We start from the raw sequence: 15,380 nt of genomic DNA, 5'->3' as shown, positions 1-15,380 counted from the left end.
TAACGGTGCCCACCAACCTCACCTTTGACGCCCCCAGGAGTTTTCATGGAATCCCACAACCCCGTTCCCGACATCACGGCGGACACGACCTATGGCGTGTGCGCCACCGCCGGTTTCCGCGCCGCCGGCGTGGAGGCCGGGTTCAAGACCTCCGGCGGCAGGGATCTGGCCCTGGTGGTCAATGACGGCCCGGAGTTCGACGCCGCGGCCGTATTCACCTCCAACCGGGTGGCCGCCGCACCCGTGCACTGGTCCCGCGAAGTCATCCGCCAGGGGACCTCCCGCGCGGTGATCCTCAACTCCGGCGGGGCCAATGCCTGCACCGGCGCACAAGGATTCCAGAACACCCATGAAACGGCGGAGCTGGTGGCCGATCGGCTGGGAGTGGGCGCCGGGGACGTCCTCGTGTGTTCGACCGGACTGATCGGTGAGCAACTGCCCATGGACGTGATGAGGGCGGGAATTCCGACGCTGACCGACGCGCTCGCGGCCGGGCCCGAGGCGGGCAAGGCCGCCGCGGAGGCCATCATGACCACCGACTCCGTCTCCAAACAGGCGTGTGCCGCGCGAGACGGCTGGACCGTCGGAGGCATTGCCAAGGGGGCGGGCATGCTCGCACCGGGGTTGGCGACCATGCTCGTGGTCATCACCACGGATGCGAAATTACCCGCAGACGCCCTGGACCGCGCACTGCGCGAGGCCTGCCGCGTAACGTTCAACCGCACGGATTCGGACGGCTGCATGTCCACCAACGACACGGTGACTCTCCTGTCATCAGGGGCCTCCGGGAACACCGCGGACGAGGTGGAGTTCACCCGCGCACTCACGGCCGTGTGCCACAGCCTGGCCCAGCAGCTGATCACCGACGCCGAGGGTGCCTCCCACGACATCGCAATCACCACCGTGGGGGCGGCCACCGAGACCGAGGCGGAGGACGTTTCCCGCACGGTGTCCCGTTCCGCACTGCTCAAGACTGCGGTGTTCGGCAACGACCCCAACTGGGGCCGGGTGCTCTCGGCGGTGGGCACCACGAACGCGCAGTTCGATCCGGACCGGATCGACGTGACCATCAACGGGGTCATGGTGTGCCGCAACGGGGCCATCGGAGATTCTCGTGACAACGTGGACATGGCCGCCGCCCGCGCCGTGGACATCGTCATCGACCTGAAGGCCGGCAATCACCGGGCCACGGTGTGGAGCAACGACCTCACCCACGATTACGTTGAGGAGAACAGCGCGTACTCCAGCTGACGCGCGCCCGTCATGTCACGTTTCAGCGATAACACCAGGTACGAAACCGCCCAGACCAAGGCGGAAACCCTCATGGAGGCCCTGCCCTGGATCCAGCGCTACGCCGGGTCCGTCATGGTCTTCAAGTACGGCGGCAACGCCATGATCAACGACGACCTGCGCCGCGCCTTCGCGGAGGACATGGTCTTCCTGCGGCACGTGGGCATCAAACCCGTGGTCGTCCACGGTGGCGGTCCCCAGATCAGCGCCATGTTGGCCACCTTGAACATCCCGTCCGAGTTCAAAGACGGGCTGCGCGTGACCTCTCGCGAGGCCATGGGGGTGATCCGCATGGTGCTCACCGGCCAGGTGGGACGCGAACTCGTGGGCCTCATCAACGCGCACGGCCCGTACGCGGTGGGCATGTCCGGTGAGGATGCCGGTCTGTTGCAGGCACGCAGGATCCGCACGGGGTCCGACGGTCAGCCGCTGGATCTCGGCCTGGTGGGGACGGTGGAGAAAGTCAATACGGCGGCCGTGGAACAGCTCATCGACATCGGCAAAATCCCGGTGATCGCCTCGATCGCTCCCGAGCTGGCCGATGATCCGGCCGCCTCGGACGGTTCCGGTGATCTCACGGGCGAGGTGCTCAACGTCAATGCGGACACCGCCGCGGCCGAGGTCGCCGTGGCCCTGGGAGCCGAGAAATTCGTGGCCCTGACGGACGTGGAAGGTGTCTACGCGAACTGGCCGGACAGGTCCTCCCTGATTTCCTCACTGACCACCACCGAGCTGCGGGACATGCTGCCGAGTCTCGAATCCGGCATGATCCCCAAAATGCAGGCGGCACTGCGCGCCGTGGACAACGGCGTGCCGCGGGCGTCCATTGTGGACGGGCGCTCCGCGCACTCGTCACTGCTGGAAATTTTCACGGACACGGGCATCGGCACCGAGGTCACCCCGGACGGAGACAAGTAATGAGCAACGCACAGAACGACCTGCTTCAGGACTACAAGGACAACCTGCTGGGCGTTTTCGGGGATCCCGCCCTGGTGCTCACCGAGGGCGAGGGCGTCCACGTGAGGGACGCCAACGGCAAGCGCTACCTCGACCTGCTCGGCGGGATTGCCGTGAACTCCATTGGTTATGCGCACCCGGAATGGGTGGCGGCGGTCAGCGAGCAAGCGGGCAGGCTCGCGCACATCTCCAACCTGTTCACCTCGCCGCAGGGGATCTCCCTCGCGCATAAGCTCCTTGAGTTGACCGGCGCGCCCGAGGGCTCACACGTCTTCTTCGCCAATTCGGGGTCCGAGGCCAACGAGGCGGCCTTCAAGCTCGCCCGCCGGCACGGTGCGGCCCATCCCGCTCCCGACGGCGCCCCGCGCACCCGGGTGCTGGCGCTGGAGAACGCCTTCCACGGTCGCACCATGGGCTCGCTGGCCCTCACCGCCAAAGCGGCCTACCGCGCGCCCTTCGAACCGTTGCCCGGGGGAGTCACCCACATCCCGGCGACCATCGAGGCGCTCGAGCAGGAACTGGACGGCACCGTATCGGCGCTCATCGTGGAACCGGTGCAGGGCGAATCGGGTGTGCATGCTCTGCCCGAGGGGTTCCTGACGCGCGCGCGTGAACTGACCCGCGAACACCGCGCCCTCCTGATCGTGGACGAGGTGCAGTCCGGGATCGGACGCACCGGGCAGTGGCTGGCCGCTACGGCCCAACTGCCCGAGGGCGAGTTCCCGGACGCCATCACCCTGGCCAAGGGGCTCGGCGGCGGCTTCCCCATCGGGGCCATGATCACCGTGGGTGCGGAGGTTTCCACTCTCCTGGCCGCGGGCCAGCATGGCACCACGTTCGGTGGCAACCCGCTGGCGACCGCGGCGGCGTCGGCCACGCTGGGCGTCATCAAGAACTATGGTTTGCTGGGCAACGCCGAGGTCGTGGGCGCGCACCTGGCGGCCGGGTTGAACGACCTGGCCGACGTGCGGGAAGTGCGCCAACACGGCCTACTGATCGGCATCGATCTGGTCCAGGATTCGCCCGAGCAGGCTCTGGCCCCCGCCGTGGTCACCGCGGCACGCAAGGCCGGGTTCATCATCAATGCGACCGGCCCGGCGACCGTGCGCCTCGCCCCTCCGCTGATCATCACCGCGGCGGACACCGACAGTTTTGTCGCGGCTCTTCCCGGCATCATCGACGATGCCCGCACCGAGCTCGCCGGTCCATAACAGACATTTTTCATTCGCAGGAGGAACCCACATGTTGCGTCATTTTCTGGTCGATACCGATCTGAGCCCCCAGGAACAGGAACAGGTCCTTGATCTGGCCGCGGCACTGAAAGCCGATCGGTTCAGCCGCCGTCCCCTGGCCGGGCCGCAAACCGTGGGTGTCATTTTCGACAAGACCTCCACGCGCACCAGGGTTTCCTTCGCGACCGGGATAGCAGACCTGGGCGGCAATCCGCTCATCATCAACCCGGGGGAGTCCCAGCTGGGTCATAAGGAGACCATCGCGGACAGCTCACGCGTGTTCTCCCGCATGCTCGCCGCCGTCGTGTGGCGCACCTTCGAGCAGTCCGGATTGGAGGAGATGGCCGAGTACAGCTCCGTGCCGGTGATCAACGGGCTCTCCGATGATTACCATCCGTGTCAGATCCTCGCGGACCTGCTCACACTCCGCGAGCGGTTCGGGGACGTCACGGGCCGCACGCTGACCTACGTGGGCGATGCCGCCAACAACATGGCCAACTCGTACATGCTCGGTTGCGCCACCGCGGGCATGCACGTGCGCATTGCCGGCCCCGCCTCACACCTGCCCAGCCAGGATATTGTCGACGCCGCTCGCGAACGCGCCGCAGAGACCGGTGGCTCCGTGGTGGTCACCACCGACATGGGTGAAGCGCTCGCGGGGGCGCACGCGGTGGTCACCGACACGTGGGTGTCCATGGGGCAGGAAGCCGAAAAGGCGGACCGCGCCGAGATTTTCCGACCCTATTCCGTGACGACCGAGGCCATGGCACAGGCCGCCGAGGACGCGGTGTTCTTGCACTGCCTGCCCGCGTACCGCGGTGTTGAGGTTTCGGCCGAGGTTATTGACGGCCCCGCGTCCTTGGTGTGGGACGAGGCCGAGAATCGCGTGCATGCCCAGAAGGCGCTGCTCACGTGGTTGTTGGACTCTTCCGGGCTGTCCGCGGATCGGCCCGATTCGTTACGCCGCGCCGGGGGGCGACAGTGAGCATTCCCGCCACCAAGACCGCCCGGCAGGCCCGCATCATCGAACTGGTGATCGGCGGGGACATCCACTCGCAAGCGGAGCTGGCCGACTTGCTTGCCGCCGACGGCGTTCAGGTCACCCAGGCCACGCTGTCCCGCGACCTGGTCGAACTCGAAGCCGTGCGGGTGCGCTCCCCGGAAGGCGGATTGGTCTACGCGGTGCCCCAGGCGGGCGCGGATCGATCACCCGCGAGCGGTATTACCAGAGAAACCCTGGACGCGCGCCTTGCCGGACTGTGCAAGGACTTGCTGGTCACGGCGGAAGCGAGTGCGAACTTGGTCATTCTGCGGACCCCGCCGGGAGCCGCCCAGTACTTCGCGTCCGCGATCGACCATTCGGTACTCCCGGGCATCCTGGGCACGATTGCCGGGGACGACACCATCATGATTGTCTGCCGGGATCCCCAGGGTGGGGGAGCGGTGGCGCAGAAATTCCTGGACATGGCCCGCTGATCCGCGGTGTCCGGTCTGCCGTGTTCAGGACTCGCGGGGTTCGAACTCCTGGAGCACGGGCAACAGGTTCTCCTGCCCGAACACCTTGGCCACATCCTGGGCGTGCTGGTTACCCGTGGCTTGACCCGCACCGGCTTCCAGGAGCCTGCGCGTAATGGGCTCATTGCCCCGGAACACCGCGCAGAGTAACGCGGTGAACCCCGCGTCACTCACGCGCTCGGTATCCGCACCGTGGTCGAGGAGCATGAACACGGTCTCTTCCTGCTCCTGGTAGGCCGCCAGGTTCAGCAGCGTGTCGCCCTTGGCGTTGGTCAGGTTGGCCGGGACACCCGCCTCGAGTGCTTCTCGCAAGAAGTCGTTCCTACCCTCGCGGGCGGCGTCGAAGAGGGAATTGACGTATTCGATTTCCTCGTCGCTCAACTGCGGTTGCTGGGCGTTGTTCTCCGATGCGGACACGGGCGGTTCCTCCTGAACGATCTGACATGGCGCGGCGTCTCCCGGATCGGGTGCCACCAGGACAGTGTCCCATGGCGCTGCGACACGATAGCGGTGGCCACGGAGCGTCGCATTGACTCTGTTACCCGATACTGGCAGTCTCATGTGTCACAGATCACTACAGCTATCGGGAGATTATTCATGTCCAATGTGGCCACCCTGCTCACTGATTCCGCCGACCGTTTCCCCGATCGCCCCGTGATCATCCTGGATGACACCCGGGTCACGTACGCGCAACTCAACGACCTGTCGGCGCGGGCGGCCGCAATGCTCAAGTCGCAAGGGATCACGCCGGGTGACCGCGTGGCCATGGTCATGCCCAATGTTCCCCACATGCCCGTGCTGTACTACGCGATTTTGCGGATCGGGGCCATCGTGGTCCCCCTCAACCCGCTGTTGACCCCGCGAGAGCTCAGCTACCACTTCACCAACGCCGAGGTTTCCGCGGTGTTGACGTGGGAGGCCATGATCGAGGCCAGTCAGCAGGCCGCCAAGGACGCCGGTGACATCCCGGTGGTGGCCATTGGTGCGCAGGACACCCTTCAGAAGCTGCAGGGTGTGGAACCCGACAACGATGTGGCTGAGGTAGCAGACAACGACACCGCTGTGCTGCTCTACACCTCGGGCACCACGGGCAAGCCCAAGGGCGCGGAGCTGACCCACCTCAATCTGCGCTCGAACGCCACGATGTCCGCCAGGGGGTTCTCCCTCACCGAAGAGGACGTGAAATTCGGCGGCCTTCCGTTCTTCCACGTGTTCGGCCAGACCGTCGCGCTCAACGGAGTCGTTTCCGCGGGCGCGTCCGTCACGTTGCTGCCTCGATTCGACCCGGTCAAGGCCCTGGAGATCCTGCGCCGGGACAAAGTCACCGTGTTCGTGGGTGTGCCCAGTATGTATGTGTCTCTGCTGCACGCCGTGAATCAGATCGGGCCGGAGGCGGTGGAGGGCATCAACCTGCGGGCCACTCTCTCGGGCGGTTCGCCCATGCCCGTTGAGGTTCTCGAAAAGTTCGAGAGGGTGTTCAACACGACCGTGCACGAGGGTTACGGGTTGTCGGAGACGTCACCGGTGGTCTCCTTGAATCAGCCCGGCGGAATTCGCACACCCGGTTCCATCGGAACCCCGGTGGACGGCGCCGAGCTGGACATCGTGGACGGTCACGACCAACCGGTCGCGACCGGCGACGTGGGGGAGTTGGTGGTCCGGGGGAAGTACGTGATGAAGGGCTACTGGCGGAACCCCGGGGCCACGGAGGCGGCCATCCGCGACGGCTGGTTCCACACCGGAGACATGGCACGCCGGGACGATGACGGAGTGTATTACATCGTGGACCGCAAGAAGGACATGATCCTGCGCGGCGGTTACAACGTGTATCCCCGCGAGATCGAGGAGGTCTTGTACCAGTTCCCCGGCGTGGTGGAAGCTGCCGTGCTGGGTGTGCCGGACGAGAAGCACGGCGAAGAGGTGGGCGCCGTCGTCGTTCTCGACCCCAAGGCGCTGGGCGAGCGCAGCATCGAGGACGTGACCAAGGAGCTGGATGCCTTTGTCCAGGAACGCGTGGCCAAGTACAAGTACCCCCGGCATTACAAGGTGCTGGACGAGCTCCCCAAGGGCCCCACGGGCAAGATCCTCAAGCGCGAACTCAGCCTCGATGCATAAATACAAGAACTGCTGTATAGTCATGCATTGAGGCGCGGGCCTGGTCCCTGCGCAAATCTTTCGTCGTGCAGCAAAGTGAGGAGAGCACCGTGAGCGATCGCGTTGTGTTGGCATACTCCGGAGGTCTCGATACTTCCGTGGCTATCGGTTGGATCGGTGAAGCCACGGGCGCTGAGGTCATTGCCGTGGCCGTGGATGTGGGTCAGGGTGGCGAGGATCTGGAGACCATCCGCCAGCGCGCCCTGGACTGCGGCGCGGTCGAGGCGTACGTTGCCGATGCCCGGGACGAGTTCGCCGAGGAATACTGCATGCCGGCACTGAAGGCCAACGGCATGTACATGGATGCGTACCCGCTGGTGTCTGCCGTGTCCCGCCCCGTGATCGTCAAGCACCTGGTCAAGGCGGCCAAGCAGTTCGGCGCCACCACCGTGGCGCACGGTTGCACCGGTAAAGGCAACGACCAGGTTCGCTTCGAGGTCGGTATTCAGACCCTGGGCCCCGATCTCAAGTGCATCGCCCCGGTCCGTGACCTGGCTCTGACCCGTGAAAAGGCCATTGCCTACGCGGAGAAGAACAACCTGCCGATCGTCACGACCAAGAAGAACCCCTTCTCGATCGACCAGAACGTGTGGGGACGCGCCGTGGAGACCGGTTTCCTGGAGGACATCTGGAACGGTCCCACCAAGGACGTCTACGACTACACGGACGATCCCACCTTCCCGCCGCCCGCGGACGAGCTCATCATCACCTTCAAGGAAGGTGTCCCGGTCGCGATCGACGACAAGCCGGTGAGCGCGCTGCAGGCGATCCAGGAGCTCAACCGCCGCGCCGGCGCTCAGGGTGTGGGTCGGATCGACATCGTCGAGGACCGCCTGGTGGGGATCAAGTCGCGTGAGATCTACGAGGCCCCCGGTGCCATGACCCTGATCGCGGCGCACCGCGAACTCGAGAACGTGACCCTCGAGCGTGAGCAGGCCCGGTTCAAGAAGACCGTGGATCAGCGCTGGACCGAACTGGTCTACGACGGTCAGTGGTTCTCGCCGCTCAAGAAGTCCCTGGACGTCTTTGTGGACGACACCCAGAAGTACGTCAACGGTGACATCCGCATCGAACTGCATGCCGGCCGCGCCACCGTGACCGGTCGCCGTTCGGACACCGGCCTGTACGACTTCAACCTGGCCACCTACGACGAAGGCGACTCTTTCGACCAGTCCAACGCCCGCGGCTTCATTGAGCTGTTCGGCATGTCGTCAAAGGTTGCCTCCCAGCGCGAACAGCGCTTGGCCGGAGAGAACTAAGCGACATAGCCGCGTCATGACCGGCCGGGCTCCTAGACTGGAGCCCGGCCGGATTCACGTCCGGACCAGTCACGGCCGGCCGGAACCCCAACGAGCACCACCTCGCGAGCAAGGAGCACCATGGCCCAGCACCAGCAGCACGGAACCAACGAGGGCGCCCTGTGGGGCGGCCGTTTCGCCGGCGGGCCGGCGGATGCTCTGGCCGCACTGAGCAAATCCACGCAGTTCGACTGGCGGTTGGCTCCCTATGACATTGCGGGTTCCCGCGCTCATGCTCGCGTGCTCCACACCGCCGGACTGCTGACGGCGGAAGAACTGGACGCCATGATTGCCGCGCTCGATCGGCTCGAGGCCGATGTCCGTTCCGGTGCGTACGTTCCCGCCGATTCCGACGAGGACGTGCACGGTTGCCTGGAACGCGGCCTGATCGAACGCGCCGGGCCCCAGCTGGGCGGCAAGCTCCGCGCCGGCCGTTCCCGCAACGACCAGATCGCCACGCTGGGTCGCATGTACCTGCGCGACCACGCGGGGATCATCGCCAAGGACCTGTTGAATGTCGTGCGAGCGCTGATCTCGCAAGCCGAACGCTATCCGTACGCACCCATGCCGGGGCGCACTCACCTGCAACACGCCCAGCCCATCCTGCTGTCCCATCACCTGCTCGCCCACGCGTGGGCCGTGCTGCGCGACGTGCAGCGCCTGGTCGACTGGGACAAGCGTGCGGCCGTGTCCCCTTACGGTTCCGGCGCGTTGGCCGGTTCCTCCTTGGGACTGGACCCCAACGCGGTCGCCACCGAGCTCGGTTTCGACTCCGCCGTGTTCAACTCGATCGACGGCACGGCCGCTCGAGACGTCTACGCCGAATTCGCGTGGGTCACCGCCATGGCCGCCGTGGACATCTCTCGCATGAGCGAAGAGGTCACCACGTGGGCCACCAAGGAATTCTCGTTCGTGACCTTGGACGATTCCTTCTCCACCGGGTCCTCGATCATGCCGCAGAAGAAGAATCCCGACGTCGCCGAGCTCGCCCGCGGCAAGGCCGGTCGCCTCATCGGGGACCTCACCGGTCTGCTGGCCACCCTCAAGGGTCTGCCGCTGGCCTACAACCGCGACTTGCAGGAGGACAAGGAGCCGGTCTTCGACGCGATCGACCAGCTCGAGGTCCTGTTGCCCGCCGTGTCCGGGATGATGGGCACGCTCGTCTTCCACCCCGAACGCCTGGCCGAGCTGGCCCCGCAGGGTTTCGCCCTCGCCACCGACGTCGCCGAATGGCTCGTGCGCCAGGGCGTCCCCTTCCGCGAGGCCCACGAGATCTCCGGCGACGCCGTACGCGTGTGCGAGGAGAACGGTATGGAACTGTGGGAGCTCACCGACGAACAGTTCACTCGGATTTCGGAACACCTCGGCCCGCAGGTGCGCGAGGTGCTCACCGTGGAAGGGTCCCTGAATTCCCGCAACTCTCAGGGCGGCACGGCACCGGCCGCGGTGGCCCAGCAGCTTGTCGAGCTCAAGCGCCAGCTGGGCGAACTGGCGGCCTTCGAGTCGCGTCCGCCGATTGTTTCCTGACGCCTGACGTCCATGAGTAACCCGCTCGAAGAACTCTTGTCCGCAACGGCGCCGGCGGCAGCTCCGGCGCTGCTGGGAGCGGTCCTGGTGCGTTCAGACCCGGAGGCCACCGTGGCGCTGCGGCTGAGCGAGGTCGAGGCCTACGGCGGCCCGACAGGATCCGACCTTCCGGACCCCGGGGCGCACACCTATCGCGGCAGAACGGCCCGCAACGCCTCGATGTTCGGCCCTCCCGCCCACCTCTACGTGTACTTCACCTACGGTCTCCACCATGCGCTCAACCTGGTGTGTCGTCCCGACGGGCAGGCGGGCGGCTGCCTCATCCGCTCCGGAGAGGTCGTGGCGGGGGAAGACGCCGCGCGGCGTCGTCGAAGTGCCCATCGAATCACCGAACCACCGCACGCGGGCCTGGCCAGGGGGCCGGGCAACGTGGCCCAAGCGCTCGCCCTGGACCGTTCCGACGACGGCGCCCCGTTGCGTTACCTGGGTAGCTCCCCGGATCCCGTGCTCGCCGCGCAGCGTCTCGTGGCCGAGAACCCCGGGTATCCGAAACCCTGGACGGGGCTGTATCTGCCCGACCGCGCGGGGCAGCTGAACATCGTGACCACCGCGCGCACCGGCGTTTCCGGAGAGGGCGGAACCGACGCTTTCCCGTGGCGATTCGCGCTCGAACACGACCCAACGGTCTCTGCCTACCGGAAAGCAGCCGTCAAGAAACGAAGAACCCGCTCGTAGCAACCGCGTGAGCGGCTCATGCGGTAACAACGACGGATACGATGGTCCGGTGACTGAATCCGTAGAGCAGATGATTGACCGGTTGTGCGCCAAGATCCCGGACCACCCGGAACCGGGGGTGTTGTTCCGAGACCTCACCCCGCTGTTCGCGGACGGTGATGGATTCGCGCGAACGGTGGACGCCTTGGTCGACGCCTTCCGGGGGCAGTATGACTGCGTGGCCGGTGTGGAAGCACGCGGGTTCATGATTGCCTCCGCCGTGGCCTACGCCTCGGGTGTGGGCATTGTTCCCGTGCGGAAGAAGGGCAAACTGCCCCGGGAAACCATCTCGCAGCAGTACGACCTCGAATACGGCACCGAGACCCTGGAAATCCACACGGATGACGTTCCGCGCGGTTCGCGGGTGCTCGTCCTCGACGATGTCTTGGCCACCGGCGGGACCCTGGGCGCCTCGGCCTCGCTGCTGACCCGCGCCGGGTTCAATGTGGCGGGTTTCGGCGTGATCATGGAATTGACTGCACTGCGCGGCCGCGCGCAGTTGGGCGGCCACCGGGTCCGCGCGCTACTGCGCGTCTGAATTTTTCCCCGTGACACGTTGGGTCTCGGGAGCGCGATAGGATTGACGACCGCCGGTTATGGAACCGGCGGTCGTTTTCGTCCCCGTGAGGTGAATTGCGTGACCGAGTCCGCGTCAGACAGAACCGCCCAGCAGCTCGAGCTGGAACGGGATTACGTTGCACAGGCGTACGAACGTCTCGATGAGTTGCGCGCCGAGAACGGCCGCGAACTCTCCAAGGTGCGCCGCAGCGATTACGGCGGCGGTCACCAGGCGAAATCCGAACGCGATGCGTTCGCCAGTCACTACGAAGACCGATTGACGCAACTGGAATCGGTGGATGAACGCCTCGTTTTCGGCCGCCTCGACACCGAGGACGACGAACGCCACTACGTGGGTCGACTGGGCCTGGCCACCGAGAACCACCAACGCCTGGTGCTGGACTGGCGTGCGCGGGAGGCCGGCGCGTTTTACCAGGCCACCGCGCGCAACACCCAGGGGCTCGCGCGGCGTCGGCACCTGATCATGGAAAAGCGTGACGTCACCGCCATCGAGGACGACGTCTTCGACACCGAGGCCGTGGAACAGGACGAGATCGTCAGGGGCGAGGGTGCACTCCTCGCCGCGCTGAACAAGACCCGCACCGGTCGCATGAACGACATCGTCTCCACGATCCAAGCGGAACAGGACCGCATTATTCGCGCGCCACTTAAGGGTGTACGGGTGGTCCAGGGCGGACCCGGTACGGGTAAGACCGCGGTGGGCCTGCACCGAGCCGCCTATTTGCTCTACGAGCACCGCGAACGCCTGGCCAAGTCGGGCGTGCTCATCGTGGGGCCGTCGTCCTCGTTCCTGTGGTACATCGAACGTGTGCTGCCCGCGCTGGGGGAGACCGGCGTGGTGATGTCCTCACTGGCAGACCTGTACCCCGGTGTGCACGGACAGGTGGAACGAGACCCGTGGGTGGCGCGCTGGAAATCCGGTCTGCACATGGTGGACGTGATCACGCGCGCCGTGGCCGATCGGCAGAAGGTTCCGGAGAAGAACCTCTGGCTCACCGTGGACGGTCACTCCGTGCGGCTCAAGCGCTCGCTGGTGCGCCATGCTCGAGAACGGGCCCGCGCCACCGGTAAGCCCCACAACGAGGCGCGCGAGACGTTCGTGAAAACCATCATCAAGCAGCTTGCGGAGACCCTCGGCCAGCAGCTCAATGACAAGGCCGGTTCCACCATGGATCGTTCTTACCTCAATGAGGATCTGCGGCAGTCGAGGGACGTTCGCGTGGCACTCAACCTGTTGTGGTTGCCGCTCACGCCCCAGCAGCTGGTGAGTCAGTTGTTCTCCAAGGAGCACTACTTGCGATCGGCGGCCCCCGATCTCCGTGATGCCCACATCGCCCAGCTGCTCCGCGCCCCGGACGCTCCGCTCACCGCAGCGGACGTTCCCCTGCTCGATGAAGCGGCCGAACTTCTCGGGGACTTCGATTCCGCGGGCATCAAGCTGCGGGGCCAGGCCGCCGAACAGCGCAAAGCCGCCGAGTCCGCGGAGAAGGTGCTCGCCACCATGGCGGAGGGCTTCGAGGACATCGGGGCCCAGGGCATCATCACGGTGGACCAATTGACCACGTTGAACGAGGAACCGGTACGGCGCATGACCGCGGCCGAAGCGGCGTCGTCGGACCGGACGTGGGCCTACGGCCACGTGGTCGTGGACGAGGCGCAGGAACTGTCCGCCATGCAGTGGCGCGTTCTCATGCGCCGATGCCCCATGAAATCGTTCACGGTGGTCGGGGACATCGCCCAGGCGGGTAATGCCGCCGCGGCAACCACGTGGGAGGGCGCGTTGGAACCGTTCGTGGGGGATCGCTTCTGCCTGGAGGAACTCACGGTCAACTACCGCACGCCTCAGCCCATTGCCGACGCCGCGGTGCGCGTTGCCCGCGCGGCAGGCCTGCGAGTGTCGGACCCGCGTGCGGTTCGTGACGGGGAGGATCCCGTTCTCATTAACGTCGCCGGGCGAGAAGAAGTGGCCGACGCCGTGGTCGAGCAACTGCGGGGGGAGCTCGAGCTGGTCGAGGGGGGACTGATCGGTGTCGTGTGCCCGGGTGACGCGATTGCAGCCGTGGCCGGCGCACTTGATCAGGCGTTCCCGGGGCTGGTCGCCGCGGGGATGCGACGGCTGGATCGCCAGATCATGCTGCTCACCCCGTGGGACGCCAAGGGGCTGGAATTCGATTCCGTGGTGGTCGTGGAACCAGCGGACATTGCCAATGACCCGGCCGGGGGAGTGGGCAATCTGTACGTGGCCATGACACGGCCCACCCAGCGCCTGTACATGGTGGCCGCGCATGGCATGCCAGTGGGCCTGGACCACACCCACTCGCCGGCGCAGGACTGATAGCTTGGTCCTCGTGTCAACCACCGATTTGAGCATGCAGCACAACGATCCGACCTTCGATTCCTTGTGGGAGGAGTTGAACTGGCGCGGACTGATCCAGGTGTCCACGGACCCGCATTCCATTGAGCAGGCCCTCGCATCCGGGCCGATCACGTATTACTGCGGATTCGACCCCACGGCGTCCTCTTTGCACCTGGGTCACCTGGTCCAGTTGTTGCTGCTGCGCCGTCTGCAGCTGGGCGGGCACAACCCCATCGGGTTGGTCGGTGGTTCCACCGGCTTGATCGGTGATCCGCGGCAGACCTCCGAACGAGTGCTGAATTCCCGCGAGACCGTGGCCGAGTGGGTCGAGCTGTTGCGCGAACAGGTTCAGCGGTTCCTCTCCTTCGAAGGGGACAACGCCGCGCGCATGGTCAACAACCTGGACTGGACCTCGCGGCTGTCCGCCATTGATTTCCTGCGGGACGTCGGCAAGAACTTCCGCGTGGGCACAATGATCAAGAAAGACATTGTCGCCAAGCGACTCAACTCGGACGAGGGTATTTCCTACACCGAGTTCAGCTACCAGATCCTGCAGGGTATGGACTTCCTGAACCTGTACCGCGAGTACGACTGCGTGCTGCAGACCGGTGGATCCGACCAGTGGGGAAACCTGACGTCGGGTACCGAACTGGTACGAAAGGTCGAGGGCGCCACCGTCCACGCCATCGGTACCCCGTTGATCACCAACTCGGACGGCACCAAGTTCGGCAAGTCCGAGGGCAACGCGATCTGGTTGAACCCCGAGCTCACCTCGCCGTACGCGTTCTACCAGTTCTGGCTCAACACCGCGGACGCAGATGTGGTGGACCGCCTCAAGGTCTTCACCTTCCGCAGTCGAGAAGAAATCGAAGAGCTCGCTCGCCTCACGCAGAACGAGCCGTACCGGCGTGAAGCGCAGAAGGCGTTGGCCCACGAGGTCAATACGCTGGTTCACGGTGAAGAAGCCACGCGTAAGGCCATTGCCGCCTCGGCTGCCGTCTTCGGTAAAGGACAGTTCTCCGACCTCGACGAGGAAACTCTGGCCTCGGTCACCGCTGAACTCCCGCACGCTGAAGTCGACGCGGATCAGACCACGATCATTGATCTCCTCGTGGCAACGGGGCTCTCGGAGTCCAAGTCCGCCGCACGCCGCACGGTCAAGGAGGGTGGCGTGTCGGTCAACAACCAAAAGGTCACCAACGCCGAGGCCGCCCTGGAAACCGGCGACCTGTTGCACGGCCGGTTCGCGTTGCTGCGCCGGGGTAAGAAGAACCTCGCAGCGGTCACCGTCCGCTGAAACCCGCGCAGTCGCGCGGTTCCAGCAGAGGCTTTGCGCGGGTGCCGATCCGTGTGTAATGTAGTCCGAGTCGCCGCGGGCAAGGCCGAAAAGCCAACGCAGCGGTGAACATCCCGTAAAGATCAGCACAGGTTGTTCCTGCGCCTTGTTCATGCGGAATCGACAGCTACCCGCAGTGGAAGCGAACAGACTTGGAACGTCAAGTTGACACGCCGAAACAGAAGGTACTACGATAGAAAAGTTGCTTCCGAGTGAAACCGAGAGGTTCGCAGCGGGCAGCGAAAATTTCAACCAACGACAGGATCGCTGAGATCCGCCGTGTGGTTTGTTGTTTGTCAACTCAATAGTGTGCCTAGTTTGTTGATACCAAGAATTTGTTTTTTTGGTTGATGGCCTGATGC

13 protein-coding genes are annotated in these 15,380 nt (G+C 65.3%); 12 read left to right on the top strand and 1 reads right to left on the bottom strand.

Annotation, left to right across the window (positions count from 1 at the left end):
- Positions 1-45 precede the first annotated feature (45 nt).
- The 5 genes from argJ to ABEA06_RS05860 are packed head-to-tail and all read left to right on the top strand — an operon-like array spanning position 46 to position 4,955.
- On the top strand, positions 46-1,251 hold the full coding sequence (gene argJ / locus ABEA06_RS05880) for a bifunctional glutamate N-acetyltransferase/amino-acid acetyltransferase ArgJ (RefSeq protein WP_345310893.1): 1,206 nt from the start codon (positions 46-48) through the stop codon (positions 1,249-1,251).
- Between the two features lie 12 nt (positions 1,252-1,263).
- The gene (gene argB, locus ABEA06_RS05875) at positions 1,264-2,208 is read left to right on the top strand and encodes an acetylglutamate kinase (protein ID WP_303382008.1); all 945 of its coding nucleotides are present in this window, start codon (positions 1,264-1,266) and stop codon (positions 2,206-2,208) included.
- Positions 2,208-3,458, top strand: a complete 1,251-nt coding sequence (locus ABEA06_RS05870; RefSeq protein WP_303382007.1) for an acetylornithine transaminase — start codon at positions 2,208-2,210, stop codon at positions 3,456-3,458. Before argB ends, ABEA06_RS05870 begins: the two co-directional genes overlap by 1 nt.
- 31 nt (positions 3,459-3,489) lie before the next feature.
- Positions 3,490-4,464: an ornithine carbamoyltransferase gene (gene argF, locus ABEA06_RS05865; protein ID WP_303382006.1), complete on the top strand. Its 975-nt coding sequence runs from the start codon at positions 3,490-3,492 to the stop codon at positions 4,462-4,464.
- Positions 4,461-4,955 (top strand): arginine repressor, encoded by a 495-nt coding sequence (locus ABEA06_RS05860; RefSeq protein WP_303382005.1) that lies wholly within the window; start codon positions 4,461-4,463, stop codon positions 4,953-4,955. The genes argF and ABEA06_RS05860 overlap by 4 nt, the downstream gene beginning before the upstream one ends.
- A gap of 24 nt (positions 4,956-4,979) precedes the next feature.
- Here the strand turns inward: ABEA06_RS05860 and ABEA06_RS05855 are convergent, their stop codons facing one another.
- Positions 4,980-5,411: an ankyrin repeat domain-containing protein gene (locus ABEA06_RS05855; protein WP_303382018.1), complete on the bottom strand. Its 432-nt coding sequence runs from the start codon at positions 5,409-5,411 to the stop codon at positions 4,980-4,982.
- Positions 5,412-5,591: 180 nt separating this feature from the next.
- Between ABEA06_RS05855 and ABEA06_RS05850 the strand changes: the two genes are divergently transcribed.
- The 7 genes from ABEA06_RS05850 (at position 5,592) to tyrS (ending at position 14,979) form a co-directional block, all read left to right on the top strand.
- Positions 5,592-7,109: a long-chain-fatty-acid--CoA ligase gene (locus ABEA06_RS05850; RefSeq protein ID WP_345310892.1), complete on the top strand. Its 1,518-nt coding sequence runs from the start codon at positions 5,592-5,594 to the stop codon at positions 7,107-7,109.
- A gap of 89 nt (positions 7,110-7,198) precedes the next feature.
- A complete protein-coding gene (locus ABEA06_RS05845) occupies positions 7,199-8,407 on the top strand; it encodes an argininosuccinate synthase (protein ID WP_303382003.1) in 1,209 nt (402 codons plus the stop codon).
- A gap of 120 nt (positions 8,408-8,527) precedes the next feature.
- A complete protein-coding gene (gene argH / locus ABEA06_RS05840; RefSeq protein ID WP_303382002.1) occupies positions 8,528-9,973 on the top strand; it encodes an argininosuccinate lyase in 1,446 nt (481 codons plus the stop codon).
- Positions 9,974-9,985: 12 nt separating this feature from the next.
- Positions 9,986-10,708, top strand: a complete 723-nt coding sequence (locus tag ABEA06_RS05835) for a DNA-3-methyladenine glycosylase (RefSeq protein WP_345310891.1) — start codon at positions 9,986-9,988, stop codon at positions 10,706-10,708.
- A gap of 49 nt (positions 10,709-10,757) precedes the next feature.
- Positions 10,758-11,285: an adenine phosphoribosyltransferase gene (locus ABEA06_RS05830; RefSeq protein WP_303382000.1), complete on the top strand. Its 528-nt coding sequence runs from the start codon at positions 10,758-10,760 to the stop codon at positions 11,283-11,285.
- Positions 11,286-11,384: 99 nt separating this feature from the next.
- Positions 11,385-13,661 (top strand): HelD family protein, encoded by a 2,277-nt coding sequence (locus tag ABEA06_RS05825; protein WP_345310890.1) that lies wholly within the window; start codon positions 11,385-11,387, stop codon positions 13,659-13,661.
- Between the two features lie 34 nt (positions 13,662-13,695).
- Positions 13,696-14,979 carry a tyrosine--tRNA ligase gene (tyrS, locus tag ABEA06_RS05820; RefSeq protein WP_345310932.1) on the top strand — a complete coding sequence of 428 codons (1,284 nt, stop codon included), beginning with the start codon at positions 13,696-13,698 and terminating at the stop codon, positions 14,977-14,979.
- Positions 14,980-15,380 lie beyond the last annotated feature (401 nt).

Source organism: Kocuria gwangalliensis, assembly GCF_039544365.1.
Lineage (GTDB): Bacteria > Actinomycetota > Actinomycetes > Actinomycetales > Micrococcaceae > Kocuria > Kocuria gwangalliensis.
This window is presented reverse-complemented; position numbering and strand designations above follow the sequence as displayed.

Bases quoted from the DNA above. Each gene is read 5' to 3' on its own strand.
- argF (WP_303382006.1), top strand. From the start codon at position 3,490: ATGTTGCGTCATTTTCTGGTCGATACCGATCTGAGCCCCCAGGAACAG.
- argB (WP_303382008.1), top strand. From the start codon at position 1,264: ATGTCACGTTTCAGCGATAACACCAGGTACGAAACCGCCCAGACCAAG.
- argH (WP_303382002.1), top strand. From the start codon at position 8,528: ATGGCCCAGCACCAGCAGCACGGAACCAACGAGGGCGCCCTGTGGGGC.
- ABEA06_RS05835 (WP_345310891.1), top strand. From the start codon at position 9,986: ATGAGTAACCCGCTCGAAGAACTCTTGTCCGCAACGGCGCCGGCGGCA.
- tyrS (WP_345310932.1), top strand. From the start codon at position 13,696: ATGCAGCACAACGATCCGACCTTCGATTCCTTGTGGGAGGAGTTGAAC.
- ABEA06_RS05850 (WP_345310892.1), top strand. From the start codon at position 5,592: ATGTCCAATGTGGCCACCCTGCTCACTGATTCCGCCGACCGTTTCCCC.
- argJ (WP_345310893.1), top strand. From the start codon at position 46: ATGGAATCCCACAACCCCGTTCCCGACATCACGGCGGACACGACCTAT.
- ABEA06_RS05870 (WP_303382007.1), top strand. From the start codon at position 2,208: ATGAGCAACGCACAGAACGACCTGCTTCAGGACTACAAGGACAACCTG.